General features: G+C 71.6%; 23 protein-coding genes and 1 pseudogene. 9 read left to right on the forward strand and 15 right to left on the reverse strand.

Annotated elements, in window-relative coordinates; all coding sequences use genetic code 11:
• Positions 1 to 2 precede the first annotated feature (2 nt).
• The 10 genes from N799_RS03625 to N799_RS03670 form a co-directional block, all read right to left on the reverse strand.
• On the reverse strand, positions 3 to 1,022 hold the full coding sequence (locus tag N799_RS03625; RefSeq protein WP_036208027.1) for a tetratricopeptide repeat protein: 1,020 nt from the start codon (positions 1,020 to 1,022) through the stop codon (positions 3 to 5).
• Entirely contained in the window at positions 1,016 to 1,477 is a 462-nt protein-coding gene (locus N799_RS03630) for a cytochrome c-type biogenesis protein (protein ID WP_036208030.1), read from the reverse strand. Before N799_RS03630 ends, N799_RS03625 begins: the two co-directional genes overlap by 7 nt.
• Positions 1,477 to 2,028, reverse strand: coding sequence for a DsbE family thiol:disulfide interchange protein (locus tag N799_RS03635; protein ID WP_036208033.1), 552 nt, complete (start codon positions 2,026 to 2,028; stop codon positions 1,477 to 1,479). Before N799_RS03635 ends, N799_RS03630 begins: the two co-directional genes overlap by 1 nt.
• Complete coding sequence (locus tag N799_RS03640; RefSeq protein WP_036208036.1) at positions 2,025 to 3,986, reverse strand: heme lyase CcmF/NrfE family subunit; 1,962 nt, start codon at positions 3,984 to 3,986, stop codon at positions 2,025 to 2,027. The genes N799_RS03635 and N799_RS03640 overlap by 4 nt, the downstream gene beginning before the upstream one ends.
• The gene (gene ccmE / locus N799_RS03645) at positions 3,986 to 4,474 is read right to left on the reverse strand and encodes a cytochrome c maturation protein CcmE (protein ID WP_036208038.1); all 489 of its coding nucleotides are present in this window, start codon (positions 4,472 to 4,474) and stop codon (positions 3,986 to 3,988) included. Before ccmE ends, N799_RS03640 begins: the two co-directional genes overlap by 1 nt.
• Positions 4,471 to 4,659: a heme exporter protein CcmD gene (gene ccmD, locus N799_RS03650; RefSeq protein ID WP_036208041.1), complete on the reverse strand. Its 189-nt coding sequence runs from the start codon at positions 4,657 to 4,659 to the stop codon at positions 4,471 to 4,473. Before ccmD ends, ccmE begins: the two co-directional genes overlap by 4 nt.
• A complete protein-coding gene (gene ccmC / locus N799_RS03655; RefSeq protein ID WP_036208042.1) occupies positions 4,656 to 5,405 on the reverse strand; it encodes a heme ABC transporter permease CcmC in 750 nt (249 codons plus the stop codon). The genes ccmD and ccmC overlap by 4 nt, the downstream gene beginning before the upstream one ends.
• 26 nt (positions 5,406 to 5,431) lie before the next feature.
• The gene (gene ccmB, locus N799_RS03660) at positions 5,432 to 6,127 is read right to left on the reverse strand and encodes a heme exporter protein CcmB (protein WP_036208045.1); all 696 of its coding nucleotides are present in this window, start codon (positions 6,125 to 6,127) and stop codon (positions 5,432 to 5,434) included.
• Complete coding sequence (gene ccmA / locus N799_RS03665) at positions 6,124 to 6,783, reverse strand: heme ABC exporter ATP-binding protein CcmA (protein ID WP_036208047.1); 660 nt, start codon at positions 6,781 to 6,783, stop codon at positions 6,124 to 6,126. Before ccmA ends, ccmB begins: the two co-directional genes overlap by 4 nt.
• A gap of 91 nt (positions 6,784 to 6,874) precedes the next feature.
• The gene (locus N799_RS03670) at positions 6,875 to 7,387 is read right to left on the reverse strand and encodes a DUF3293 domain-containing protein (protein ID WP_052101180.1); all 513 of its coding nucleotides are present in this window, start codon (positions 7,385 to 7,387) and stop codon (positions 6,875 to 6,877) included.
• Between the two features lie 103 nt (positions 7,388 to 7,490).
• Between N799_RS03670 and N799_RS03675 the strand changes: the two genes are divergently transcribed.
• The 4 genes from N799_RS03675 (at position 7,491) to N799_RS14280 (ending at position 10,500) form a co-directional block, all read left to right on the forward strand.
• Positions 7,491 to 8,645, forward strand: a complete 1,155-nt coding sequence (locus tag N799_RS03675; protein WP_036208050.1) for a pyridoxal phosphate-dependent aminotransferase — start codon at positions 7,491 to 7,493, stop codon at positions 8,643 to 8,645.
• 9 nt (positions 8,646 to 8,654) lie between these two features.
• The gene (locus tag N799_RS03680; protein ID WP_036208262.1) at positions 8,655 to 9,455 is read left to right on the forward strand and encodes an amidohydrolase; all 801 of its coding nucleotides are present in this window, start codon (positions 8,655 to 8,657) and stop codon (positions 9,453 to 9,455) included.
• A gap of 98 nt (positions 9,456 to 9,553) precedes the next feature.
• Positions 9,554 to 9,892, forward strand: a complete 339-nt coding sequence (locus tag N799_RS03685; RefSeq protein ID WP_036208053.1) for a thioredoxin family protein — start codon at positions 9,554 to 9,556, stop codon at positions 9,890 to 9,892.
• The gene (locus tag N799_RS14280; protein WP_081974676.1) at positions 9,889 to 10,500 is read left to right on the forward strand and encodes a COG4315 family predicted lipoprotein; all 612 of its coding nucleotides are present in this window, start codon (positions 9,889 to 9,891) and stop codon (positions 10,498 to 10,500) included. The genes N799_RS03685 and N799_RS14280 overlap by 4 nt, the downstream gene beginning before the upstream one ends.
• A gap of 34 nt (positions 10,501 to 10,534) precedes the next feature.
• Here the strand turns inward: N799_RS14280 and N799_RS03695 are convergent, their stop codons facing one another.
• On the reverse strand, positions 10,535 to 11,938 hold the full coding sequence (locus N799_RS03695) for a GntP family permease (RefSeq protein ID WP_036208056.1): 1,404 nt from the start codon (positions 11,936 to 11,938) through the stop codon (positions 10,535 to 10,537).
• Between the two features lie 162 nt (positions 11,939 to 12,100).
• Between N799_RS03695 and N799_RS03700 the strand changes: the two genes are divergently transcribed.
• Positions 12,101 to 14,323, forward strand: a complete 2,223-nt coding sequence (locus N799_RS03700; RefSeq protein WP_052101184.1) for a TonB-dependent receptor — start codon at positions 12,101 to 12,103, stop codon at positions 14,321 to 14,323.
• A 106-nt stretch (positions 14,324 to 14,429) separates the two neighbouring features.
• Entirely contained in the window at positions 14,430 to 17,837 is a 3,408-nt protein-coding gene (locus N799_RS03705) for a hybrid sensor histidine kinase/response regulator (RefSeq protein WP_081974677.1), read from the forward strand.
• A gap of 217 nt (positions 17,838 to 18,054) precedes the next feature.
• On the opposite strand, the gene N799_RS03710 is transcribed toward N799_RS03705, so the two are convergent.
• Positions 18,055 to 18,744 (reverse strand): response regulator transcription factor, encoded by a 690-nt coding sequence (locus N799_RS03710; RefSeq protein WP_036208059.1) that lies wholly within the window; start codon positions 18,742 to 18,744, stop codon positions 18,055 to 18,057.
• A gap of 118 nt (positions 18,745 to 18,862) precedes the next feature.
• Here N799_RS03710 and N799_RS03715 point away from each other — a divergent pair, with 118 nt between their 5' ends.
• Positions 18,863 to 20,662, forward strand: a complete 1,800-nt coding sequence (locus N799_RS03715; protein WP_238978722.1) for a 3-hydroxybutyrate oligomer hydrolase family protein — start codon at positions 18,863 to 18,865, stop codon at positions 20,660 to 20,662.
• 311 nt (positions 20,663 to 20,973) lie between these two features.
• Here the strand turns inward: N799_RS03715 and N799_RS03720 are convergent, their stop codons facing one another.
• From N799_RS03720 to N799_RS03730, 3 genes and pseudogenes are all read right to left on the reverse strand, one after another.
• Complete coding sequence (locus N799_RS03720; protein WP_036208065.1) at positions 20,974 to 22,542, reverse strand: pseudouridine synthase; 1,569 nt, start codon at positions 22,540 to 22,542, stop codon at positions 20,974 to 20,976.
• A gap of 50 nt (positions 22,543 to 22,592) precedes the next feature.
• A pseudogene (scpB, locus tag N799_RS03725) lies at positions 22,593 to 23,318 on the reverse strand (SMC-Scp complex subunit ScpB); the annotation flags it as partial.
• An 83-nt stretch (positions 23,319 to 23,401) separates the two neighbouring features.
• Positions 23,402 to 24,334 carry a segregation and condensation protein A gene (locus N799_RS03730; protein ID WP_036208069.1) on the reverse strand — a complete coding sequence of 311 codons (933 nt, stop codon included), beginning with the start codon at positions 24,332 to 24,334 and terminating at the stop codon, positions 23,402 to 23,404.
• A gap of 387 nt (positions 24,335 to 24,721) precedes the next feature.
• Here N799_RS03730 and N799_RS03735 point away from each other — a divergent pair, with 387 nt between their 5' ends.
• Both N799_RS03735 and N799_RS03740 read left to right on the forward strand, forming a co-directional pair.
• Entirely contained in the window at positions 24,722 to 25,021 is a 300-nt protein-coding gene (locus tag N799_RS03735; RefSeq protein WP_036208072.1) for a YciI family protein, read from the forward strand.
• A gap of 20 nt (positions 25,022 to 25,041) precedes the next feature.
• Entirely contained in the window at positions 25,042 to 25,323 is a 282-nt protein-coding gene (locus N799_RS03740; RefSeq protein WP_036208275.1) for a BolA family protein, read from the forward strand.
• Positions 25,324 to 25,470: the final 147 nt, after the last annotated feature.

Consider the following 25,470-nt stretch of genomic DNA (forward strand, 5'->3'; position numbering starts at 1 on the left):
GGTTATTCGACCACCCGGTCGATCATCAGCGCCGCCGCGGCCTCGGGGCCGTTTTCGACCACCACCGGCGCGGACTCGAAGTCGCCGGCCTGCGATGTGGCGTCGCCGCTGGCCGACACCCGCGCGCTGAGCTCCACCTGGGCGAGGTCGGAGAGCTTCGCGGTCGGCATCAGGCTGTCGGCGTCGGTCAGGGTGACCGTCAGCGGGAAGCCGGCCGGTTGCAGCTTCTCCACCGCGACCGGCATCGGCGGGCCGCCCGGGCGACGCGCGATCACGAACACGCTGGCGCCGTCGGGGTACTGCATCGCCAGTGCGGGGTCGAGCGAGATGCTGGCGGTGATGGTGACCGGCGATGCGGCTGCGGCCGGAGCTTTGGGCGCGGGAGGCAGCGGCTCCATCCCGGCGTCGACGCGGGCCAGGTCGATCTGTTCGCGCAGGCTGGCGGCGGTGGCGGCGTCGACCTGCGCCAGCAGCGGCTCCCAGATCGCCACCGCTTCCGCCGGCTGGCCGGCCTGGCGCCGGGCGATGCCGAGGAACCAGCGGGCGCGCTGGTGCTGCGGCTCGATTTCCAGTGCGTGGCGCAACATCGCCACCGCCTGCTCGTCGAACAGGCGCTTGGGGTCGGCCTTGGCGCGCGCTTCGGCGGCTTCGGCCAGCAGCGCCGGTTCGTCGGGCGCGAGCTGCACGGCGCGGGCGTAGGCATCGCGCGATTCGACGAACGCGCCCTCCGCCGCGTGGGCGCGCGCAAGCAGGCGCCAGCCTTCGATCTGGTTGGGGTCGCGCTCCAGTTCGGCGGTCAGCTGGGTGATCGCCTCGGACAGTGTCGCCGGGGCGCGGCGCTGGGCCGGGTCGAGCGCGCGCGGGGTGCCGACCAACATGTACAGCAGCCCGGTGGTGGCCAGCAGGCAGGCCAGCATGCCGACCCCGGCGAGCGGGCGGTCACGCCAGACAGGGCGCAGCACCCAGGCCAGTACCAGCACGGCCAGCAGCAGGCTGGCGATCACGAAAACGGTCATCACCATTCCTGCTCGTCGTCGATGGGCGTGGCGTCGCGGCGCGGCGCGCGATGGCGGCGCACGATGCCGACGACCACGATGCCGCCCACCAGCAGCAGCGCCGCCGGGCCGAACCACAGCAGCCACGTGGTCGGCTCGACCCGCGGCCGGTACAGCACGAACTCGCCGTAGCGCGCGACGAGGTAGTGCTTGATCTGCTCGTCGGTCATGTCCTTGCGCATCAGCTCCAGCACCTCGTTGCGCAGGTCCTGCGCGATCGCGGCGTTGGAGTCGGCCAGCGACTGGTTCTGGCACTTCACGCAGCGCAGCTCCTCGGTCAGCGCGTGGAAGCGCTCGGCCTCGGCGCGGTCCGTGAACTTCGGCGGCTCGACCGTGGTGGTGGCCTGGGCAAACGCGGCCACCGGCAATGCCAGCGCGAGCAGGGCGACGAGCAGCAAGGCGACGGCGCGCGCGCGAGGCATCAGCCGTCCACCTCGTCGAGCAACGGAACCAGCTCGTCGGCGATGACCTGCTCGCTGACCGGGCCGACGTGTTTCCAGCGGATCACGCCGGCGGCGTCGACCAGGAAGGTCTCCGGCGCACCGTAGATGCCCCAGTCGATCGCGTTCTCGCCGGTGTAGTCGGTCAGCACCAGCCAGTACGGGTTGCCGAACTGCTCCAGCCAGCGCAGCGCGTCGGCGTGCTCGTCCTTGAGGTTGTAGCCGATCACGCGGATGCGCTTGGTCTCGGCGAACCTGGTCAGCACCGGATGCTCGACCCGGCACTCCGGGCACCAGCTGCCCCAGACGTTGAGCAGGTAGGGCTCGCCGAGCAGTTCCTGCGACGACACCAGCCGGCCGGCCTCGTGCAGCACCGGCAACTCGAACGCCGGCGCCGGCTTGCCGATCAGCGGTGACGGCAGCGCCTCGCGGTTGCCCTGGCGGCTCAGGATCACGCCGGCCAGCAGCAGTGCGGCGAGCAGGCCGAAGACGATCAGCGGCAGCCAGCGGGCCTTCGATGTTTGCCGGGTCATTGCGTGCTCCTCGCGGTGTCGGTGGTGCCGGGGCGGCCGTCGAGCCGGCGGAAGCGGCGGTCGGCCGCGGTGACGAAACCGCCGAGCATCATCAGCAGCGCGCCGGCCCAGACCCAGCGCACGAACGGCTTGACGTGCACCCGGATCGCCCAGGCGTCGCCGCCGAGCGGCTCGCCCAGCGCGACGTAGAGGTCGCGGGTGAAGCCGCGCAGCAGTGCGGCCTCGGTCATCACCTGGCCGCCGCTGAGGTAGGCGCGCTTCTCGGGGTGCATGGTCGCCACCGGGGCGCCGTCGCGGAACACCTCGACCGTGCCGAGGTCGGCCTCGTAATTGGGGCCGACGCGGTGCTCGACGCCGTCGAAACGGAACACGTGGTCGCCCAGTTCGACGGTCTGCCCGGGCTTCACCGCCAGCTCCTTCTGCAGGCTCAGGCCCTCCACCAGCAACGCGCCGACCAGGAACACCGCCACACCGAAGTGCGCGAGGGTCATGCCCCACATCTCGGCGGTCATGCGGCCGCTGTTGGCGAACCGCGACCAGGCGAAGCGCAGCGTGCCGAAGCCGACCCAGACCGCACCGGCGACGCCGGCAGCCACCTTCCACTGGCCCTGCGGCGCGAGGAAGAACGCGAGGACGCCTCCCAGCAGCGCGAGGGCGGCCCACGGCGCCAGCAACGCCAGCGGCCGCGAGGCCTGCTCACGCTGCCAGCGCGTCACCGGCCCGAACGGCAGCAGCAGCACCAGCGGCGCCATCAGCAGGGTGAACAACAGCGCGAAGTAGGGCGGTCCAACCGAGATCTTGCCCAGCTCCAGCGCATCGGCCAGCAACGGGTACAGCGTGCCGAGCAGGACCATCGCGCAGGCGGTCGACAGCAGCAGGTTGTTGCCCAGCAGCAGCGTCTCGCGCGAGCTGGCGGCGAAGTACTGGCGCGGGTCCGGCGCACCCTCGCCGTCGCCCGGCGCGCGCAGCGCGTACAGCACCAGCGAGCCGCCGATGACGATGCCGAGGAAGACCAGGATGAACATGCCGCGGGTCGGGTCGGCGGCGAACGCGTGCACACTGGTCAGCACGCCCGAGCGCACCAGGAAGGTGCCCAGCAGCGACAGCGAGAACGTCGCGATCGCCAGCAGCAGCGTCCAGCCGCGGAAGCTGCCGCGTTTTTCGGTGACCGCCTGCGAGTGCAGCAGCGCCGCGCCGGCCAGCCACGGCATGAAGCTGGCGTTCTCGACCGGGTCCCAGAACCACCAGCCGCCCCAGCCGAGCTCGTAGTACGCCCACCAGCTGCCCAGCGCGATGCCGAGCGTCAGGAAGGCCCAGGCGATGTTGGTCCATGGCCGGGTCCAGCGCAGCCAGCGAGCGTCGACGTGCCCGTCCAGCAAGGCCGCGATCGCGAACGCGAACGGCACCGAGAAGCCCACGTAGCCGAAATACAGCATCGGCGGGTGGATGATCATCCCCGGGTCCTGCAGCAGCGGGTTGAGGTCGCGGCCTTCGGCGGCGGCCGGCAGCAGCCGGTCGAACGGGTTGCTGGTGAAGATCAGGAACGCGAGGAAGCCGATGCTGACGATGCCCATCACCCCGAGCACCCGCGCGATCACCTGTGGCGGCAACGCGCGCGAGAACCGCGCCACCACCGCCGTCCACAGCGCCAGCACCAGCGTCCACAGCAGCAGCGAGCCCTCGTGCGAGCCCCAGACCGCGGTGTAGCGGTATATCAGCGGCAGCAGCGAGTTGGAGTTCTCGGCGACGTAGCGCACCGAGAAGTCCTGCGTCACGAACGCTTCGGTGAGGATCGCGAACGCCACCGCCACAAGCACCAGCTGCGCGTACGCCGCAGGCCGCGCGGCCGCCATCCACGACCCGATGCCGCGCTGCGCGCCGACCAGCGGCAGCGCCGCCTGCAGCGCCGCGACCAGCAGCGCCAGGACCAGCGCGACCTGGCCGAACTCGGGCAGCATCAGTTGGCCGACCCGGAAGCGCCTGCGGCCGGCGCGTCCACGTCGTGCTTCCTGTGCGCGGCACCCATCTTGTCGGCGACTTCCTTCGGCATGTAGGTCTCGTCGTGCTTGGCCAGCACTTCCTCGGCCACGAACACGTCGCCGCGCATGCGGCCCGTGGCGACCACCGCCTGGTTCTCGCGGAACAGGTCGGGCAGGATGCCGGTGTAGGTGACCGGCATCCGCGCGTCGCCGTCGCTGACCTCGAAGCGCGACTCCAGCGTGCCCTCAACCCGCTGCAGGGAGCCTTCGGCGACCATGCCGCCGAGCCGGAACCGGGCCTGGCCGGATGCCACCTCCGCGCCGGCCGCGCCCGAGATCACCTCGTCGGGCGTGTACAGGTAGGCGACGTTGCGTTGCAGGGCCATCGCGACCAGCGTCGCGGCGATGGCGGCGGCGACGACCAGGGCAAGCACCCAGAGCAGTCGGCGTCGGCGGGCAGGGTTCATCGGGTCAACTCGTCGGGAACGGAATTCGGGGCCGGCGTGGTCGCGCGGGCGGCGGCCTGGCGGGCGGCGCGGCGGCGCGCGGCGCGCAGCTCGCGGCGGATCTGCAGTTGGGGCGAGACGAAGTCCCAGGCCATCACCACGGCGAACACTGCGTAGGCGGCGACCACGTAGCCGAGGTAGCTCATCGCGCGCCTCCTGCCAGCTGCGTCACCCAGGCCTTGCCGCCTTCGCGACGCAGGTTGTCGGCGCGGGCGCGTGCGAGCAGGGCACCGACGAACCACAGCTTGGTGCCGACCAGCATCCAGACCAGCGGCTCGATCATCGAACCGTGCAGGCTCGACTCGCCGAACACGCGGATCGTCTGGCCCTGGTGCAGCGAGTTCCACCACACCACCGAATAGCGGATCACCGGCAGCAGCACCACGCCGACGATCGCCAGCAGGCCGGCCGCGCGGGCGGCGGCGCGGCGGTCGTCGATCGCGTTGTAGAGGCCGATCACGCCCAGGTACAGGAACAGCAGGATCAGTTCGGTGGTCAGCCGCGGGTCCCAGTCCCACCAGGTGCCCCACATCGGCTTGCCCCAGATCGCGCCGGTGACCAGCGTGACCAGGGTGAAGCCGGCGCCGATCGGCGCGCAGGCCATCGCCAGGATCTCGCACAGCTTGATGCGCCAGACCAGCGCGATGGCCGCGTAGAACGCCATCAGGCCGAACACGAACATGCTCATCCACGCGCTGGGCACGTGGATGTAGAGGATCCGGAAGCTGTCGCCCTGCTGGTAGTCGGCCGGCACCACGAACAGCGCGCCGTACGCGCCCCACAGCATCACCAGCAGGCCCAGCCCGTAGCCCCATGGCGCCCAGCGGGCGGCGAAGCGGTCGAAGTAGGGGGGCGAACCGAGTTTGTGGAACCAGCGGATCAGTGGATTCATCGTTTCAGCGACCGCTCCGGGCGGTATCAGTCCAGCGCGATGCGGATCGCGGCGGCCGCGGCCAGCGGCGCGAGCACCAGTGACAGGGCCAGTCCGGCACCCATCAGGAGCAGCGCGCCGACCGGGTCCAGTCCCTGGGCCGAAGCCGCCACACTGCCCGCCCCGAACACTAGCACGGGCACGTACAGGGGCAGTGCAAGCAAGGCCAGAAGTATACCGGAGCGCCTCATTCCGACGGTCAGCGCGGCGACCACCGCGCCGAGCAGGCTCAGCAGCGGCGTACCCAGCGCCAGCGAGGCCATCAGCACCGGCAACTGCCCGCGTGGCAGGTGCATCAGCTCGGCCAGGAACGGCGCGGCGACCAGCAATGGCAGGGCGGTGGTGGCCCAGTGCATGAACGTACGCACACCGACCAGCCACGCCAGCGGGACCGGCGCCAGCATCCATTGCTCCAGCGAACCGTCCTCGGCGTCGCCGCGGAACAGCGTGTCCAGCGCCAGCAGTCCCGACAGCAGCACCGCCACCCACAGCACCGCCGGGGCGACGCCGGCCAGCACCTCGGCCTCGCCGCCGAGGGCCAGCGCGAACAGCACCACCACCAGCAGCGCGAACAGCGCCGGCTGGAACGCGTCGCCACGGCGGCGCCACAGCAGCCGCAGGTCGCGCAGCATCAGCGCCCAGGCGGTGCCGGCGAGCCCCGGGAGGGACGAGGCCGACTTCATGCCGCCTGCTCCGCGACCGGCCGGGTCATCGACAGCAGCCGGGTCCGGACCGGCGGTGCGGCGTAGGCGCCGTGGGTGGTCACCAGTGCCGCGCCACCGGCGCGCAGGTGCGCCTGGACCATCCGGTTGACCAGTTCGATGCCTTCCAGGTCGAGGTTGGCGTAGGGCTCGTCCAGCAGCCACAGCGGTGCGGGCGACAGCCACAGGCGGGCCAGCGACAGGCGCTTCTTCTGACCGGCCGAGAGCTGGCGCGCGAGGGCGTCCTCATACCCGGCCAGTCCGACGATCGCCAGCGCGTTGACGATCAGCTGGCCGCGCCGGCGCCCTTGCAGCCCGCACAGGAATTCCAGGTTCTCCAGCACGCTGAGGTCCGCCTTCAACCCCGGCAGGTGGCCGAGGTAGGCGATCGCCCGGGCGCGGCGGGCCGGTCCGGCGGCGCCACCGTCGATGTCGATCGTGCCGCCGTCGGCGCGCAGCAGCCCGGCCAGCACCCGCAGCAGGGTGGTCTTGCCGGCGCCGTTGTCGCCCTGCACCAGCAGAGCCTCGCCGGCGTCGACGCTGAAGTCGAGCGGGCCGAACACGGGCTCGTCGTTGCGCGCGAAACGCAGGCCGCGGGCCTCCAGCAGGGGCGGGGCGGAACGGTCGGTCAGGGGCATGGAGCGGGGCGGATGCTCGCCGGCGCGGCGGCCGGCAGGTCCGCGATTCTAACGTGGGCGGCGGCGGGCCCGGTCCCGCGGGTCGAGCGGGTCAGGCGGGGCACGCGGCTTCGCGGGTGACGTCGCCGGGCCAGTCGGTGTAGCGCGCGAGCGGTCCGCCCGGGTGGAACGGGTCGGGACGCTCGACCAGCATCCGCAGCCGCACCGGCTCGCCGCGCGCCCAGCACAGCACCGCCGCTTGGCCGAACTCCCGCGCGAGGCGGTCGGCCTGGTGGTCGTCGACGTCGGCCAGCAGCCATCCGGGTTCGCGCCAGCCACCGTCCGGTGCCGCCGCCCAGGCCGGCTGCCGGGCGATGCCGTCGGCGTCGAGCTGGGCCACCAGCAGCGCATCGGCCGAGGTGTTGGCTGCCTCGGAATGCGGTTCGGAGGCGGGGTTCCAGGCGGTCAGGAAGACGTAGCGATCCGCGGGCCAGTAGGCCTCCAGGTCGCCCGCCGGTCCACCCACGCGCAGGCGCAGCGCATCGCCGTCGAGGGAGACGCGATAGTCAGCGGCCGCATAGGCGTCGGCCAGCTCGGAAGCATCGACCACCCGGTAGGTACGCATGAACGGGAGTGTCGACCGCCCCGCCGTGGGATGCAAGCCGCCCCGCGGGCCGCGCGCGGCGGGATTTCGTAGACTCGTGTTCCCCCTCGAACGCCGTGATCCGATGACGCCCGTACCGCGAACCAAACTGCCCCGCGTGGGCACCACGATCTTCGCCGTGATGTCGCAGCTGGCCGCCGAACACGGCGCGGTCAACCTCGGCCAGGGCTTCCCCGATTTCGACATCCCGCCGCGGCTGGTCGACGCGCTGGCGCGGGCGATGCTTGACGGTCTCAACCAGTACGCGCCGATGACCGGTCTGCCGTCGCTGCGCAAGGCGATCGCCGACAAGACCGAACGCTGCTACGGCTACCGCCCCGACCCGGACGCCGAGATCACCGTCACCTCCGGCGCCAGCGAGGCGATCCTCGACGCGATCCACGCGGTGGTGCGGCCGGGCGACGAGGTGATCGTCCTCGACCCCTGCTACGACTGCTACGAGCCGGCGATCGAGCTGGCCGGCGGCGTCCCGGTGCACGTCCCGCTGGACCCGCGGACCTTCGCGCCGGATTGGGACCTCATCCGCAGGGCGGTCACGCCGAAGACGCGGATGCTGATGACCAACACCCCGCACAACCCGTCCGGGGCGATGTTCGACGCCGACGACATCCGCCAGCTGACCGGGCTGCTGCGTGGCACCGACATCTTCCTGCTGTCGGACGAGGTCTACGAGCACATCGTCTACGACGGCCGCCGGCACGAGTCGGCGCTGCGTTACCCCGAGTTGCGCGAGCGCGCGTTCGTGGTGTCGAGCTTCGGCAAGACCTACCACTGCACCGGCTGGAAGGTCGGCTACTGCGTGGCGCCGCCGGCGCTGAGCGCCGAGTTCCGCAAGGTCCACCAGTACAACACCTTCTGCACCTTCACCCCGGCGCAGGCGGCCTTCGCCGAGATGATCGAAGCCGAGCCGGAGCACTACGAGCAGCTAGGCGAGTTCTACCAGCCGCGGCGCGACCGCTTCCGCGAGCAGCTGCTGACGACGAAGCTCAAGCCGCTGCCGGTGCCGGGCGGCTACTTCCAGCTGGTCGACTACTCCGACGTCAGCGACCTCGACGCCGCCGCGTTCTGCCGCTGGCTGACGGTCGAGCACGGCGTGGTGGCGATCCCGCTGTCGCCGTTCTACGGCACGCCGCCGCAGGGCCAGCGGCTGGCGCGGCTGTGCTTCGCCAAGAACGAGGCGACGCTGGATGCCGCGATCGAGCGGCTGGCAAGACTCTGAGTGGCCACCATGAACAGCAACCTCCGCATTTCGCTCGTGCAGGGCGCCACCGTCTGGCACGACCCGGCCGCCAACCGCGAGTACTACGGCGAACTGATCGCGCCGCTGCACGACACCACCGATCTGGTCGTCCTGCCGGAAACCTTCACCAGCGGCTTCTCCAACGAGGCGCTGGACACCGCCGAGACGATGGACGGCGCCACCGTCGAATGGATGCGCGCGCAGGCCGCGCGGCTGGACGCGGCGGTCACCGGCAGCGTGCAGATCCGCGACGGCGACGGCGTCCACAACCGGATGCTGTTCGTCACCCCGGACGGCGGCGTCTCCCACTACGACAAGCGCCACCTGTTCCGTTACGCGCATGAGCACGAACGCTACGCCGCCGGCCGGGACCGCATCACGCTGGAGTGGCGCGGTTGGCGGATCTGCCCGCTGGTCTGCTACGACCTGCGCTTCCCGGTGTTCTCGCGCAACCGCTACGACGTCGAGCGTCCCGGCGAGCCGGACTACGACCTGGCCATCTACGTCGCCAACTGGCCGGCCGTGCGCGACCACGCCTGGAAGACCCTGCTGCGCGCCCGCGCGATCGAGAACCTGTGCTACGTCGCCGGCCTCAACCGGGTCGGCACCGACGGCAACAACATCCGCTACAGCGGCGACAGCGCCGTGATCGACTTCCTCGGCCACCCGGTGACCGAGTGCGCCGACATGGAAGTGGTGACCACCAGCACGCTGCTGGGCTCGGAGCTGGCGCGGCACCGGCAGAAGTTCCCGGCGATGCTCGACGGCGACCGCTTCGAACTGCGCTGACCGGACGCGCGCGGGCCGCGGCGCGTTCACGCCGCGTCGCCCGCCGTCGCGGTATTCCGGGTGCATACGGAGATCGGCCCCATACGGAGATCAGCCCGATGCCATTCAACCGCGTCTACATCGACAACGAACCCAGCCGCGCCGACGTCGACGCGATGGCCGGCCCGCTGGTCATCGAGTTCGGTACCGACTGGTGCGGCCACTGCCAGGCCGCCGAGCCGGAGCTGCGGGAGGCGCTGGCCAGGCACCCGGGCGTCGACCACCTGCGGATCGAGGACGGTGCCGGGCGCGCGCTGGGCCGCTCGTTCAAGGTGAAACTCTGGCCGACCTTCGTGTTCCTGCGCCACGGGCGCGAGGTGGCGCGGCTGGTGCGACCGACCGAGCCCGGCCCGTTCGCGGACGCGTTCGCGCAGCTCGACCCGAAGGAGGCGACATGACGAGGTCCAGCCACCCGATCGCCCCATGTACGCTGAGGCTTCCCATCGCCCTGCTGTTGGTGGTTCCGCTGCTGCAGGCCTGTGGCGGCGACGCCGACCGCCAGCCGATGCTCACCGACGCCGCGGAAACCCCGTCGGCCACCGCCGACACCGGCGCGCTGGTGACCCAGCGGACGATGACCGCCGACAGCCTGCAGGTGATGTCGGCCGGTGGACCCGGGCCGTTCGTGGCCGACAGCGACCGGCGCGCGGTCTACATGCTCGCCGGCGACACCGATGGCAGCGCGTGCACCGGCGACTGCCTGCAACAGTGGGCGCCGGTCTACGCCCCCGCCGGCGAGCCCGACCTCGGGGACGGACTGGCGCCTGCGCTCGTCGGCGTGGTCACCCGAGCCGACGGGACCGCGCAGATGAGTTACAACGGTCACCCGCTGTACCACCACGCCGACGACGCCGCGCGCGGCGACACCACCGGCCACGGCGTCCACGACGCGTGGGGCCACTGGACCCTGCTGACGCCGCAGGGCCAGCCCGTCGGCGAGCCGGTCGGGACCCTGCAGGACGGCGTCGACACACCGGCGGCACCGGAGCCCGGCGCCGCCGATTGAAGCCGGTCGGACGATCCGGACTGCGCAATCCCGGTCAGACGATCCCGGTCGCGTAGAACACGCCGATGATCACCATCACCGCCAGCGTCTTGATGATGGTGATCGCGAAGATGTCCTTGTAGGCCTGCCGGTGGGTCAGGCCGGTCACCGCCAGCAGGGTGATGACCGCGCCGTTGTGGGGCAGGGTGTCCATGCCGCCGGAGGCCATCGCGGCGACGCGGTGCAGCACCTCCATCGGGATGCCGGCGGCGTTGGCGTTGGCGATGAAGGTGTCGGCCATCGCCGCCAGCGCGATGCTCATGCCGCCCGATGCCGAACCGGTGATGCCGGCCAGCGCGGTGACGGTGACCGCCTCGTTGACCAGCGGGTTGGGAATCGCGCCCAGCGCGTTGGCGACGACCAGGAAGCCGGGCAGGGCGGCAATCACCGCGCCAAAGCCATATTCCGACGCGGTGTTCATCGCCGCCAGCAGCGCGCCGCCGATCGCGGTCTTCGTGCCCTCGGCGAAGGTGGTCATCACCGGCTTCCAGGCGAATGCCAGCACGGTCAGGATGCCGACCAGCAGCGCGCCCTCGACCGCCCAGATCGCCGTCACCGACGACACCTGCTGCACCACCGGCGCGGCATCGCCGATCACCGCCGGGTCGAACGCGTGGGCCTCGCCGTAGTAGCGTGGGATCCAGTCGGTGAACAGCTTGTTGGTCACGCCCACCAGCACCAGCGGCAGGACCGCGATCGCCGGGTTGGCCAGCCGGCCGCCGAGGAAGGGCGCCGGCTCGTTGACCAGCGTCGCGGTGTCGCCGTAGCCCTCGCCCTTGCGCAGTGCCGCGCGCCGGCGCCAGTCGAGGTACGCCAGGCCGGCGATCAGGATGAACACGCCGCCGATCGTGCCCAGCCACGGCGCCGCCCAGGTGTCGGTGCCGAAGAACGTGGTCGGGATGATGTTCTGGATCTGCGGGGTGCCGGGCAGCGCATCCATGGTGAAGGTGAACGCGCCCAGCGCGATCGTGCCGGGAATCAGCCGCTTGGGGATGTCGCTCTGGCGGAACAGCTCGGCGGCGAACGGGTACACCGCGAACACCACCACGAACAGCGACACCCCGCCATAGGTCAGCACCGCGCAGACCATCACGATCGACAGGATCGCGCGGCTGGCGCCGAACAGCCTGATGGTGGCGGCGACGATCGACTTGGAGAAGCCCGACAGTTCGATCACCTTGCCGAAGATCGCGCCGAGCAGGAACACCGGGAAGTAGTTCTTCAGGAACCCGACCATCTTGTCCATGAACAGGCCGGTGAACATCGGCGCGACCAGCGACGGGTCGGTCAGGAGTACTGCTCCAAGAGCAGCAACGGGGGCGAACAGGATCACGCTGTAGCCGCGGTACGCGACGAACATCAGGAACGCCAGCGCCAGCAGCACGATCAGGAACGACATCAGGCCCCATCCCCCGGTTTTCGGTGTCCGGCAGTGTCGGCGCGGGCCGGCGGCGGGGGCATTGTCCGAAGGTACAGCTGCCGGCCACCCGGGCCGCACCTAGTCTTGCCTGCAATGGCGGATCGTCCGCCGGTTCGCATCCGTTCCTGGGGAGAGGTTGAGATGGGTCGCAATCGCTTGAACCGCACCACCCTGGCCGTGGCCGTCGCCGGCGCACTGCTGGCACCGGCCGCCTGGGCGCAGGACACCGCGCCGGCGCAACAGGCCGAAACCGAGGCCAAGGCCACCACGCTGGGCGCGGTCACCGTCACCGCCCGCAAGCGCGAGGAGACCATCCAGGACGTGCCGGTCGCGGTCACCGCGTTCACCGCCGACGCGTTGGACCGGCTCGCGGTCGAGGACCTCGGCGGGCTCGACGCGCAGGTGCCCAACCTCACCATCTACGCCGCGCGCGGCTCCAGCAGCACCATCACCGCCTACATCCGCGGCGTCGGCCAGTCCGACCCGCTGTGGGGCGTCGACCCTGGCGTGGGCATCTACATGGACGACGTCTACATCGCCCGCCCGCAGGGCGCGCTGCTCGACGTCTTCGACGTGCAGCGGGTCGAGGTGCTGCGCGGCCCGCAGGGCACGCTGTACGGCAAGAACACCATCGGCGGCGCGATCAAGTACATCTCGAAGGGCCTGCCGCGCGAGACCGAGGGCTTCGCCGAGGTGACCATCGGCAATTACGACCAGCTCGACGTCAAGGCCGCGGTCGGCGGCCCGATCACCGGGAACGACGCGGTACGTGCCCGGGTCGCGGTCGCCAGCCTCAACCGCGACGGCTTCGGCGAGAACCGCTACAACGGCCAGCCGGTCAGCGACAAGGAGATCCTCGCCGCCCGCGCCCAGCTTGGCGCGTGGATCAGCGACGACCTCGACGTGCAATTCGCGTTCGACTGGATGGACGACCAGTCCGGCGTGCGCGGCGCCAGGATGCTCGCGCCCAACAAGTTCGTCCCCGGCGCCGACCCGCTCGACAGCCGCTACGACATCCGCAGCGGCATGCCCAACGTCAACGACACCACCCTCAGCGGCGCCTCGGCGACGGTGAACTGGCGGGCGAACGACGACTGGGCGTTCAAGTACGTGCTGGCCCGGCGCGAGTCCGACACCGAGACCAACATCGACTTCGACACCCTGCCGGCGAAGATCGCCGACGTGAAGGCGTTCTACTCCGACGAGCAGACCAGCCACGAGCTGCAGGCCAACTACGACGCCGGCGGCCGCTCGCGCGGCGTGATGGGCATCTACGCCTTCGACGGCGAGGCCGGCGGCCAGGTGCTCAACAACTTCTTCAACCTGCTGTTCGGAGACACCCAGGGCACGGTCTACACCGAGAGCGTCGCGTTCTATGCCGACTGGACCTTCGACCTGACCAGCAAGCTGGCCCTCAACGTCGGCGCCCGCTACACCGACGAGGACAAGAACGCGGTGGTCTTCAACCGCGGCTACACCGACGCGACCTATACGGTGCCGACCGCGGTGGTGGCCGACTTCGACAAGACCATCAACTTCAAGAACACCTCGCCGAAGATCGCGCTCGACTACCAGGTGACGCCCGACATCATGGTCTACGGCTCGGCGTCGCGCGGGTTCAAGTCGGGCGGCTACAACATCCGCGCGCAGGCCACGGCGGTGCCGCGTTCGGCCGAGCCGTTCGACGACGAGGTGGTCGACAGCTTCGAGATCGGCAGCAAGATGGGCTTCCTCGACCAGACCCTGTTCCTCAACCTGTCGGCATTCCACAACAAGTACGAGGACATCCAGCTGTCGGTGTTCACCGCCTACGACGGCGACGGCGACGGCACCGAGGAGTCGTTCTTCGGCGACTTCACCAATGCCGGGTCGGGCACGGTCAACGGCCTGGAGGTCGAGTACCAGTGGCTGCCGACCCGCAACTGGCTGGTGTCCGGCAACCTGGCGTGGCTGGACGCGAAGTACGACGAGTTCCTCTACGCCGGCGCCAACATCGCCGACGAGCAGGAGTTCACCAACGCGCCGGATTTCTCGGGCGCACTGAACCTGGAGTACCGCACCGGCCTGGCCAGCGGCGGCAACCTGTCGACGCGGCTCGGCTACAGCTACCAGAGCGACGTGGTGGCGACCACCGAGATCGTCCGCACCGGCGCGCTGCCGATCACCCAGGACGGCTACGGGCTGGTCAATGCCGGCATCACCTGGGACGACGCCGGCCCGTGGTCGGTGACCCTGCAGGGCACCAACCTGGCGGACAAGGAGTACCGCACCACCGGCTACAACCTCAACACCGCGCTGGGCGTCCTGACCGGTTTCTACGGACCGCCGCGTCAGTATTCGTTGAGCGTGCGCTACGACTTTTGACCGGTGACCCCCGGTCACGGCGGCGGCGGGCTCCGGCCCGTCGCCGTCGTTCTGCCAGCCGACCGCGGCTGGCGGGGCGGGTGTCGATCCCGGCTATCCTGCGGCCATGCTGAATTTCTCCACCGTCGCGCTTGCCAGCCTGGCGTGGCTCGGGCTGATGTTCGGCGTCGCGCTCTACGCCGAGCGCCGGCCGGCGATCTGGGGCCGCCACTGGCACCACGTCTACGCGCTTTCGCTGGCGGTGCACTGCACCTCGTGGACCTTCTACGGCACGGTCACCCAGGCCGCGCGCTACGGCTGGCCGCTGCCGCCGACCTTCCTCGGCGCGATCCTGCTGTACGCGCTGGCGGTCGGCTTCATGGTGCGGCTGGTGCGGCTTGCGCGCGAGACCAACGCCACTTCCATCGCCGACCTGATCGCGACCCGGCTGGGCAAGGACGCGTGGCTGGCGGCGACGGTGACGCTGGTCGCCGCGCTCGGGCTGATCCCCTACATCGCGCTGCAGCTCAAGGCGGTGGCGATGAGCTTCGCGATGCTGACCAGCCGCGACGCCAGCGGCGCGGTGGCGCCGGCGTGGCAGGACAGCGCGCTGTACGTGGCGCTGGCGATGGCGGTGTTCGCGATGCTGTTCGGCACCCGCCGGGCCAGTGCCACCGAGCACAACCGCGGGCTGGTGCTGGCGATGGCGGCCGAGTCGGTGTTCAAGCTGGCGGCGATGCTGGCGATCGGCGGGTTTGTCTGGTTTGGCCTGGATGCGGGGCTGGACGCACTGCCGCCGACGGTCACGCCGGCGGGCTCGGCCGCACCTGCCGGTGGCTTCGTGCCGCTGGTGCTGCTGGGCGCGCTGGCGATGTTCATCCTGCCGCACCAGTTCCATATCGGCGTGGTCGAGTGCCGCGACCCGCGTGACGTGCGGACCGCGCGCTGGCAGTTCCCGCTGTACCTGGTGCTGATCGCGCTGCCGGTGCTGCCGCTGGCGACGGCGGGTGCGGCGCTGCTGGGCGACACGGTTCCCTCGGACCTGTATGTGCTGGCGCTGCCGCTGTCGCAGGGGCAGCAGGGGCTGGCGCTGTTCGCCTTCCTCGGCGGCCTGAGCGCGGCGACCGGCATGGTGGTGGTCAGCACGCTGACGCTGAGCCTGATGATCGGCAACCACTGGTTTGCGCCGGGGCTGCTGCGCGGGGCGTGGTCGCGCAATGACGGCAGTGACCTGCGCGGCAGCGTGCTGGCGCTGCGCCGCACCGGCATCGTCGTGATCATGCTCATGGCGTGGGCGTACAGCCGGCTGGTGGCGGGCAGCGAGGCGCTGGCGGATGTCGGCGCGGTGTCGTTCTCGGCGCTGGCGACACTGGCACCGGCGCTGGCGTTCGCCGTGTGGCGGCCGCAGACGCCGCCGCGTGCGGCGGTGGTCGGCGTGGTGGTCGGGTTCGCAGCCTGGGCCTGGGTGTTGTTGCTGCCGACGATGTCCGGGTTGCAGGGCGGCGAGGGTGCATGGGTGCGCAGCGGGCCGTTCGGGCTGGCGTGGCTGTCGCCGGACGGGCTGTTCGGCCTGACCGGCTGGAGCCGGCTCGGGCGCGCGGTCGGCGCGAGCCTGTTCCTGGGCACGCTGGCGACGGTGCTGGCGTCGGTCTGGCGCCGCGATACCCCGCAGCGCACCCGTCGCGGTCTGGATGCGAAGGCGCTGCGAGACGCCGGCCTGCGGTTCCTGCCGCGCGACCGCATCGCCGGGCTGCTGGTCGACGTGCCCGAATCCGGCGCGGTGCCGGCACGGGTGGAGGCCGCGGTGGAGCGCGAGCTGGCGGCGGTGCTCGGCTCGGCCTCGGCGCGGGTGCTGCTGGATGCCGCCCGCCGCGAAGCCGGCGACCTCGACACCGTCGCGGCGATCGTCGGCGAGGCCTCGGCCGACCTGCGTTTCAACCAGCGCGTGCTCGAAGCCGCCCTGCAGAACATGAGCCAGGGCATCAGTGTGGTCGACGCCGACCTGCGGCTGGTGGCATGGAACCGGCGCTACGCCGAGCTGTTCGGCTTCCCGCCGGAGCTGCTGCAGGTGGGCCGCCCGATCGCAGACCTGTCGCGATGGGCGCTGCAGCAACTGCCGCCGCGCGGGGACCTCGAACGCGCACTGCAGCGGCGGCTGGCGTTCATGCGCGCCGGCACGCCGCACCTGACCGAGCGGGTCATGCCCGACGGCAGCATCATCGAGATCCGCGGCAACCCGATGCCCGGTGGGGGTTTCGTCGCCACCTTCACCGATGTCACCGCGTTCCGTCGCGCCGAGGCCGGGCTGCTGCAGGCCAACGAGACGCTGGAGCAGCGAGTGGTCGAGCGCACCGCCGACCTCGAGGTCGCCAAGCGCCAGGCCGAGCGGGCGAACGACGCCAAGAGCCGCTTCCTCGCCGCGATCGGCCACGACCTGATGCAGCCGCTGCACGCCGCGCAACTGTTCACCGACTCGCTGTCTGGCCAGCTGGCGACGCCGGCGCAACGCGAGGTGCTGGCGCAGATCGGCGGTGCGCTGGATTCCACCGGTGACCTGCTGACCGGCCTGCTCGACATGTCGCGGCTGGAGGCCGGCGGGCTGGTGCCGCAGCCACGCGACTTCCCGCTGGCCGAGGTGCTGGAGCCGCTGGCGTCGGAGTTCGGCGCGATTGCCGCCGCGCGCGGGCTGGGCTTCCGCTTCGTCGGTACGTCGGCGTGGGTCCACAGCGACCCGCAACTGCTGCGGCGCGTCCTGCAGAACTTCCTCGCCAACGCGGTCCGCTACACCGCGTGCGGCGGCGTGCTGCTGGGCGTGCGACGCCACGGGGGTGGCCTGCGGATCGAGGTGCACGACACCGGTCCGGGCATCGACCCGGCGCAGCAGGCGGCGATCTTCGACGAGTTCCGCCGCGGCGACGACGCACCGGGGCAGGGGCTGGGGCTGGGCCTGTCGATCGCCGACCGCATCGCCCAGCTGCTGCATGCGCCGCTTTCGTTGCGTAGCGAGCCGGGCCGCGGCGCCTGCTTCGCGGTGTCGGTGCCGGTGGTCGCGGTGCCGCCGCTGCCGGTCGCGGGTGCCGCCACGCGCGGCATCGCAGGACTGCGGGTGCTGGTGGTCGACAACGACCCCCATGCGTTGGCGGCGCTGTCGCGGGTGCTCGCGGGCTGGGGTTGCGACGTCGCCGCCGCCGACGGCCGCGCGGCCGCCGAAGCGCGGCTGGCCGGGGCGCCGGCGTCGCTGTGGCTGTTCGACTACCACCTCGACGACGGCGACACCGGCGTCGCGCTCGCAGCGGATCTCGCCGCGCGTCATGGCGCGCAGCCGACGCTGATCCTCAGCGCCGATGGCGGCCACGCCGTGCGCCACGCCGTGCTGGAGGCGGGCCATGCGCTGCTGGCCAAGCCGCTCAAGCCGCTGGCGTTGAAGTCGGTGCTGGACCGGTTGCTGGCGGGCCGCGGCGTGCGGGCGGGGACGCCCGCGGCGATGCCGGCGGAGGCCGCGCCGCTCGCGGACACCGCACCGCCGCGAATGTAGGAGCGACGTGAGTCGCGACCCACTGGCAATCCGATTGGCCGCGATCAACGCGCGCTGTCGGTCGCGCGAATGCGGCGGCCCTGTGTCCGGGCGATGCGCTACGACCTCCATGGTCAGTGGATCGCGACTTACGTCGCTCCTACGGAAGCTGAGCCGTAGCGGCGGAAGGTAAAACCGCGCGCGGAACCAGTTCCCACGGAACGCACGAAAAACACCGCTAACCGGGCGGCGACGCCCCGCCGGCCGTATCCACCTGCCGCGCCGGATCACTCAACTCCAGCTCACGCAGCACCACGCCGGCCTGGGTCCGGTTGCGCACGCCGAGCCGCTCGAAGATCGCCGACAGGTGCGCCTTCACCGTGCGCTCCTGCACGTCCAGGCGGTCGGCGATCTGCTTGTTCAACAGCCCCTCGGCGACCAGCGTCAGTACGCGGAACTGCTGCGGCGACAGGCTCGCCAGCCGGGCGGCGAGGTCTGCGTCGCCGCGGTCGCTGTGGGTGCGGGCGACCGCGGCGCGCAGGGCCGGCGGCAGCCACTGTTCGCAGGCCAGCACCGCGCGGATCGCGTCGCGCAGCTCGTCCAGGCCGGAACTCTTGGGCAGGTAGCCGGCGGCGCCGTGGTCGAGCGCGCGGCGCACCACGCGCGGGTCGTCGTTGGCCGACACCACCACCACCGCCACGCCGGGGTGCTGCGCGCGGATCGCGGCGAGGCCGGCCAGGCCGTGGTTGCCCGGCATGTGCAGGTCGAGCAGCACCAGGTCGATGTCGGCGCCGGACTCGAGGATGCCCAGCGCCTCGTCGAGTGAGCCGGCCTCGCGCACCTGCAGCTCGTCCACCGCGTCGGCCGCGGCGCCGCGCAGGGCGGCCCGGAACAGCGGGTGGTCGTCGGCGATCAGCAGGCTCGGCATGGCGTCGGTCGCGCCCGGGACCGGGCAGGGCGGTGCGGCCAGCCTAGCAAGCGGCGCCGGCCTGCGAGCGGTACGAAGGTACGATGGCCACGCCGCCCCGGCTTGCTACTGTCGGTGCATGAACATGCCCAGACTCGCCCTTGCCGTGGCCGCCACCGTCGTGCTCGCCGGTTGCGCGAGCGTCCCGCCGTCCAGCCCTTCCACCGCGATGGCCACCCGCTTCGAATCCGTCCGCGTCAGCGAACACCGCGGCAGCGACGACCTGCTGACCGCCGGCCTCGGCCTCGCCGGGTTGCGCGCGATGACCCCGCCCGTGTTTGCCGATGCCACCGCGCCGACGCCGGCGGAACTGCGCCGCCGCGCGGTCTGGGCCAACTGGCGCGGCATCGCCGACCTCGCTCCCGGCGGCGGCTACGGCGAGCTGTACGGCAGCGTTACGGCGGTGCCGGGGCGCGAGTTCCACGGGCTGGCCCGTGTGCCCGGTGCGACCCAGCCGCACCGCGTCGCCGTGCAGGTGCCGGACGCGTTCGACCAGACCGCCCGCTGCATCGTGGTGGCGCCGGCCTCGGGTTCGCGCGGCGTCCTCGGCGGCATCGCCGTGGCGGCAGCGTGGGCGTTGCCGAAGGGTTGCGCGGTCGCCTACACCGACAAGGGTGCGGGTACGGACTACTTCGACCTCGACGCCGGTCTCGGCGTGCGTGTCGATGGCACCGTCGGGACGCCGGCGGACGGGCTTGCGTTCGTTCCGGAGCCGGCGACCGGGAGCGGCATCGCGGTCAAGCACGCGCACTCGGGTGACAACCCCGAAGCCGACTGGGGTCGCCACGTGAAGCAGGCGGCCGAGTTCGCGCTGCAGTCGCTCGGCGACGCCTTCCCGGACGCGGCGCCGTTCGCGTTCGACAACACCACGGTGATCGCGGTCGGTATCTCCAACGGCGGCGGCGCCGTGCTGCGCGCGGCGGAGGAGGACGGCAGCGACTGGCTCGACGCGGTCGTCGCCGGCGCGCCCAACATCACCGTCGCCGGCGCACGCCCGCTGTACGACTACACCACCGAGGCCGCGCTGCTGATGCCGTGCGCGCTGCCGGTGCTGGGCATTCCGCCGTTGCCGACCGCTGCCGCGCATTGCGCCGCACTGGCCGACGCCGGGCTGGTCGATGGCGGCACGCTGGAGTCACGGCAGCGTTCGGCCTACGACACGCTGCGCGCCAGCGGCTGGACGGACGAGGCTCTGCGTGCCGGCTCGATCAGCGTCGGCTTCGACCTGTGGCGCGCGGTCGCGGTGACCTACGCCTCCGCTTACGGGCGTCATGGCGTCGGTGGTCACCCGTGTGGCTATTCGTTCTCCGTGCTGGCGGCCGATGGCACGCCGCGGCCGGCCGCCGACGCCGAACGCGCCGCGTGGTTCTCCGATGCCAGCGGCATCCCGCCGGGTGCCGGTGTCGGCATCGTCGGGCCCGCGGTCGACCCGGCTGCGCCGCTGGCCGGGCTGCAGTGCCTGCGCGCACTGTGGACCGGGCAGGGTGCCGACGCCGACCGCGTCCGCGCCGGCGTCGAGGCGGTCCGCGCCGGACTCCCGCGCGCCGGCCTGCCGGTGACCGTGGTGCACGGCCTCGACGACGGCCTGATCCCGTCGGCGTTCAGCAGCGCCCCGTACGTCGCCGCCGCACGAGCCGCCGGCCGCGACAACGTGCACCACTGGCAGGTGCGCAACGTCCAGCACTTCGATGCGTTCCTCGGCCTGCCGGCCTACGGCGCCCACTACCTACCGCTGCTGCCGTACGTGTACGAGGCGCTCGACCGGACTTGGGCGCACCTGCGGCACGGCGATCCGATGCCCGCCGACGCGGTGATCACGACGACCCCGCGCGGCGCCGGCAATGCGCTTGAAGCCACGCATCTGGCGATGCCGCGGTGACCGGACGCGGCCCGACGGCGTATATCCATTGCAGGTGTGGGAGCGACGTGAGTCGCGACCGGGTCATCGCAGCCAACCTCCGGTCCGCGTGCATGCTGTAACACCTGCCGAAGCCTCTCCGGACGTAACCCGGGTAGGTACATGCCACCGCACCTGGGATGTCTCCGCGGTCGCGACTTACGTCGCTCCTACGGGCGACTGGCTTCGGTGACAGATGCGGGTCGCCGAGGCTGGAAGCGCAGTCAACAAAAAAGGCGCCCGGTGGGGCGCCTTTTCTCGTCACATGCGGGCGAATCACCCGCCCGCACCAATCACGCACCGCGTGGGCCGCGACCGCCACCGGGTCGCCCGCCGCCGCGAGGGCCACCGGGACGCGGACCGCCCGGCTTGCCGCCCGCGGGTTTGCCGCCCGGGCGACCACCGGGCTTGCCGCCCGGTCGCGCGCCGCGCGGCTTGTCGCCGTACGGGTTGAAGCCGCCCGGGTTGGCGTGGTCGGACGGGAACACCGGTGCATTGCCCGGATGGCCATAGGGCCGCGGGCTGCGCTGCGGCTGGCCCTGGCCGCCACCCGCCGCACCGCGCTCGCCGCGACCCTGCGCGCTACCGCCGGGCCGACCGCCGCCACTGCCCGGCCTGCCGCCGGCACCCGGGCGTCCGCCCTTGTTGCCCCACAGCTTCTTCGGGCCGCGGCCATCGGCGTTGCGGTGGCCGCTCGGCCCCGTCTCCACGCCCTCGGGCACGTACCAGGTGCGGAACGCGGCCGGGTTGCCTTCCGGCAGGGCACGCGCGGCGCCCTTGTCCTTGCGCTGCTTGAACGGCTTCTGCGACTGCTTGGCCGCTGCTTCGCCGCTGACGGTCAGGCCGCCGTGGCGCTTGGGTCCGCGGCCGCGGCCACGGTCCTCGCGCACATTGTCGAACCGGCGCAGCTCGCGCCCCTCGTCGGCGGTGGTGACGTGGCCGCTGACGTAGGCCGGCCCGTGGCTTCGGCCGGACAGGTTGATCGTCGACTTGGCCGCCTTGCGCTGGCCGATCACAGGCTGCAGGGTCAGCGCCGACGGCGTGCCGTCCTCCAGCCCGAGGTCCTTGCGCAACTTCTCGACCTTCTCGCCGATCACTTCCTGCGACTGTCCGCGCAGCAGTTCGCGCGGCAGCGATACCTCGCCGTAGCGGATGCGCTTGAGCCGGCTGACCTGGCAGCCCTGCGATTCCCACAGCCGGCGCACCTCGCGGTTGCGACCTTCCTTGACCACCACGCGGAACCAGTCGTGCGAGTCGGTGCCGCCGATGCGCTCGATCTCGTCGAACTTGGCCGGACCGTCGTCCAGCGCGACGCCGCGCTTGAGGCGGTCGGGGATGTTGTCGGGCACGCGCTCGGCACCCTCGGGCGCGCGCACGCGGCAGACGTATTCGCGCTCGACCTCGTGCGAGGGGTGCATCAGCGCGTTGGCCAGCTCGCCGTCGGTGGTCAGCAGCAGCAGGCCGGTGGTGTTGATGTCGAGCCGGCCAATCGCGATCCAGCGCGAGCCCTTCAGCGCCGGCAGCGCCTCGAAGATGGTCGGGCGGCCCTCGGGGTCCTCGCGGGTGGTGACCTCGCCCTCGGGCTTGTTGTACATCAGCACGCGGGCCGGCTCGGTCAGCGCGCTGGCGACGAACTGGCGGCCGTCGAGCTCCACCTTGTCGCCGCTGCCGATCGACATGCCGACCTGGGCGACCTCGCCGTTGACCTTGACCAGCCCCTCGGCGATGCGCTGCTCGAGCGCGCGGCGCGAACCGAGCCCGGCCTGTGCCAGCACCTTGTGCAGGCGCTCTTCCAGCCGCGGGGCGCCGCTGGCGTCGCCGCCGCGCTTCAGGGACAGCTTGTTGCGTGTTTCTTCACTCATTTCTCTTGCTCCGACGAGGCCAGCTCGGCGTCGTCATCCTTGGGTTGCGGTTCCGGCTCGACCGGCTGGTCGGCTTCGGTTTCGGTATGGGCATCGACGGGAATCGGGTCCCCGTCGACGGGTGTTTCGGTGTCGGGCTCCGCGGCATCGCCCCCGTGGCCGATGCCGCCGGCCGCGATCGCTTCGCCTGCGGCGGGCGCCGGCTTGCGCTCCTGTTCACCGTCGAACTGGAACTGGGGTTCCAGCTCGCCGATCTCTTTCAGCTCCGACAGCGGCGGCAGCTCGTCCAGCCGCTTCAGCCCGAAGTAGTCGAGGAAGCCCTTGGTGGTGCCGAACAGCGCCGGCTTGCCCGGCACGTCGCGGTGGCCGACCACGCGGATCCACTCGCGCTCCTCCAGCGACTTGATGATGTTGCTGCTGACCGCCACGCCGCGGACCTGCTCGATCTCGCCGCGGGTGATCGGCTGGCGGTAGGCGATCAGCGCCAGCGTCTCCAGCGTCGCACGGGTGTAGCGAGTCTGGCGCTCGGTCCACATCCGCGCCACCCACGGGTGGACGTCGGCCTTGACCTGGTAGCGGAAGCCGGAGGCCAGCTCGACCAGTTCGACGCCGCGGTCGGCGCAGGCCGCCTGCAGCGTCTCGATCGCCTGCGCGACGGCACCGGCCGGCGCGGGCTGGTCCTCCGGGAACAGGCCGTTGAGCTGGGCCGGCGTCAAGGGCTGGTTGGCCGCCAGCAGCGCGGCCTCGACGATGCGGGTGATCAGGTTTTGATCCATAGGGTGTCGTTTATTGCGTCATGCCCGCAGGTACGGGCCGGTTGTCGTTGCCTTGCCGGATGGACCGACCGGGCGCGAGGCGCTCAGGCGTCGTCGTTGGCCGCCTCGTCGAACTCGCTGCTGAGCTGGATCTCGGTCGGGTCGGTGCCGATGGCCAGCGACTTGACGTAGATCGGCGCCAGCGGCGCCTCCTGCACGATGTCGACCAGCTGCTCCTTGGCCAGGGTCAGCAGGCCGAGGAAGGTCACCACCACGCCGAGCTTGCCTTCGCGCGCCTCGAACAGGCTCTCGAAGCGGTGGAACGCGCCGTCTTCCAGCCGGGTGAGCAGCTCGCCCATGCGCTGGCGGACGCTGAGGGCGTCGCGCTTGATCGCGTGCTGGGTGTACAGCTCGGCGCGCTTGAACACGTCGTGCAGGGCCAGCAGCATCTCGCGCAGGTCGACCTCCGGCGGCAGCCGCACCGAGGCGCGGTCCGGCACGAACGCCTGCGCCGGGGCGGTGTCGCGGTCCTGCCGGGGCAGGGCGTCGATGTCCTCGGCGGCCTTCTTGAAGCGCTCGTACTCCTGCAGCCGGCGCACCAGCTCGGCGCGCGGATCCTCCTCGTCGCCCTCCTCGTTGACCGCGCGCGGCAGCAGCATGCGCGACTTGATCTCGGCGAGGATGGCGGCCATCACCAGGTATTCGGCGGCGAGCTCGAAGCGCATCTCGTGCATCGCCTGGATGTAGTCGACGTACTGGCGGGTGATCTCGGCGACCGGGATGTCGAGGATTTCGAGGTTCTGCCGGCGGATCAGGTACAGCAGCAGGTCGAGCGGGCCCTCGAACGCGTCGAGGATGACCTCCAGCGCGTCCGGCGGGATGTACAGGTCCTGCGGGATCTGCAGCACCGGCTGGCCGTGCACCATCGCCAGCGGCATTTCCTGCTGGCGCGGTCCGGCCGGCGCCGCATGCACGGGCGCGGCGTCGGGCGTGGCCTGGTTGTCTTGGTTCGCGTCGGACGCGGGATCGTTGGTCATGCGAGGCCGGCCCCTCCGGGCCGTGGCGCTGCGTTTGCCGCGAATGGACCCGCCGGACGGAGGCGTCCGTGGGGAGCCGCGGTGTTGAACCTGTCGTTGGGCAATCGGCTGCCCGGTGTGGCAAATCGGCTGATCAGGCAGTGATGCCTGCCACCGCGCACGGGCGCCGGCGGGGGCTGGCGGCGGGTGTCGGAGGCGTCGGGGTTTCCGGAGCGGTCGGGCAGCGCCGTGCTGGGTCACGGCCGTCGCGATGCCTGTGCGGGTCGCGACGGGTCCCTGCCTGGACCGTCAATGAAAACAGGGTACGGGCTGCCGAAACCGCTGTCCAGCCTGCCCGTGGCTACAATTCAGCAGCCCCGTCCGGGGCGCAACGCGAGGAGAGGCGGCATGTGGTACGTGATCGAGGGCCATGACGGTGCGGATGTACTGGCCAAAAGGCAGGCCGCGCGACCGGACCACGTGGCGCGGCTGACCGCGTTGCGCGACGAGGGCCGGCTGCTGCTGGCCGGGCCGTGCCCCGCGATCGACGCCGAGGACCCGGGACCGGCGGGCTTCAGCGGCAGCGTCGTGGTCGCCGAGTTCGAGTCGCTCGAGGCCGCCCGCGCCTGGGCCGACGCCGACCCCTACGTGGCCGCCGGCGTCTACGTGCGCACCGACGTCCGCCCGTTCCGCAAGGTGCTGCCGTGAGCAACGCCAGCACCGGACCGCTGCCGCGCGAGCAGCGCGTCGCCGCCATCCGAGCCGCGCTGGAAGGTGCCCTGGCCCCGGTCGCGCTGGACGTGGTGGACGACAGCGCCCGCCATGCCGGCCACGCCGGCGCGCGTGACGGCCGCGGCCATTTCAATGTCGACGTGGTCAGTGCGGCGTTCGCCGGCATGGGTCCGCTGGCCCGGCACCGCGCGATCTACGCCGCGATGGGCACGCTGATGGACACCGACATCCACGCCCTGTCGATCCGCGCACGGACGCCGGCCGAGGCCAACGGCTGAAGGGCGCCGGCGGGCGGGCGGCGAGGCCCGGCGGCGCTCGCTATACTCGCGAGGACCTTCCGCTTTCATTGCCGATGGTTTCCTGCAGGATCAACGGCTTGCGGTAGAAACCTAATCCATTTCCGAATCAACGACGCACCGCTGCCG

The organism is Lysobacter arseniciresistens ZS79 (genome assembly GCF_000768335.1).
Classification (GTDB): domain Bacteria; phylum Pseudomonadota; class Gammaproteobacteria; order Xanthomonadales; family Xanthomonadaceae; genus Novilysobacter; species Novilysobacter arseniciresistens.

Excerpts from the sequence above, each read along its gene's own strand:
- N799_RS03680 (WP_036208262.1), top strand. The coding sequence starts at position 8,655 with ATGAACAGCAACCTCCGCATTTCGCTCGTGCAGGGCGCCACCGTCTGG.
- N799_RS03685 (WP_036208053.1), top strand. The coding sequence starts at position 9,554 with ATGCCATTCAACCGCGTCTACATCGACAACGAACCCAGCCGCGCCGAC.
- ccmE (WP_036208038.1), bottom strand. The coding sequence starts at position 4,474 with ATGAACCCTGCCCGCCGACGCCGACTGCTCTGGGTGCTTGCCCTGGTC.
- N799_RS03695 (WP_036208056.1), bottom strand. The coding sequence starts at position 11,938 with ATGTCGTTCCTGATCGTGCTGCTGGCGCTGGCGTTCCTGATGTTCGTC.
- N799_RS03730 (WP_036208069.1), bottom strand. The coding sequence starts at position 24,334 with ATGACCAACGATCCCGCGTCCGACGCGAACCAAGACAACCAGGCCACG.
- N799_RS03735 (WP_036208072.1), top strand. The coding sequence starts at position 24,722 with ATGTGGTACGTGATCGAGGGCCATGACGGTGCGGATGTACTGGCCAAA.
- N799_RS03630 (WP_036208030.1), bottom strand. The coding sequence starts at position 1,477 with ATGCCTCGCGCGCGCGCCGTCGCCTTGCTGCTCGTCGCCCTGCTCGCG.
- N799_RS03640 (WP_036208036.1), bottom strand. The coding sequence starts at position 3,986 with ATGCTGCCCGAGTTCGGCCAGGTCGCGCTGGTCCTGGCGCTGCTGGTC.
- ccmC (WP_036208042.1), bottom strand. The coding sequence starts at position 5,405 with ATGAATCCACTGATCCGCTGGTTCCACAAACTCGGTTCGCCCCCCTAC.
- ccmA (WP_036208047.1), bottom strand. The coding sequence starts at position 6,783 with ATGCCCCTGACCGACCGTTCCGCCCCGCCCCTGCTGGAGGCCCGCGGC.
- N799_RS14280 (WP_081974676.1), top strand. The coding sequence starts at position 9,889 with ATGACGAGGTCCAGCCACCCGATCGCCCCATGTACGCTGAGGCTTCCC.
- N799_RS03715 (WP_238978722.1), top strand. The coding sequence starts at position 18,863 with ATGAACATGCCCAGACTCGCCCTTGCCGTGGCCGCCACCGTCGTGCTC.
- N799_RS03675 (WP_036208050.1), top strand. The coding sequence starts at position 7,491 with ATGACGCCCGTACCGCGAACCAAACTGCCCCGCGTGGGCACCACGATC.
- N799_RS03700 (WP_052101184.1), top strand. The coding sequence starts at position 12,101 with ATGGGTCGCAATCGCTTGAACCGCACCACCCTGGCCGTGGCCGTCGCC.
- N799_RS03720 (WP_036208065.1), bottom strand. The coding sequence starts at position 22,542 with ATGAGTGAAGAAACACGCAACAAGCTGTCCCTGAAGCGCGGCGGCGAC.
- N799_RS03705 (WP_081974677.1), top strand. The coding sequence starts at position 14,430 with ATGCTGAATTTCTCCACCGTCGCGCTTGCCAGCCTGGCGTGGCTCGGG.
- N799_RS03710 (WP_036208059.1), bottom strand. The coding sequence starts at position 18,744 with ATGCCGAGCCTGCTGATCGCCGACGACCACCCGCTGTTCCGGGCCGCC.
- N799_RS03625 (WP_036208027.1), bottom strand. The coding sequence starts at position 1,022 with ATGGTGATGACCGTTTTCGTGATCGCCAGCCTGCTGCTGGCCGTGCTG.
- N799_RS03635 (WP_036208033.1), bottom strand. The coding sequence starts at position 2,028 with ATGACCCGGCAAACATCGAAGGCCCGCTGGCTGCCGCTGATCGTCTTC.
- ccmB (WP_036208045.1), bottom strand. The coding sequence starts at position 6,127 with ATGAAGTCGGCCTCGTCCCTCCCGGGGCTCGCCGGCACCGCCTGGGCG.
- N799_RS03670 (WP_052101180.1), bottom strand. The coding sequence starts at position 7,387 with ATGCGTACCTACCGGGTGGTCGATGCTTCCGAGCTGGCCGACGCCTAT.
- ccmD (WP_036208041.1), bottom strand. The coding sequence starts at position 4,659 with ATGAGCTACCTCGGCTACGTGGTCGCCGCCTACGCAGTGTTCGCCGTG.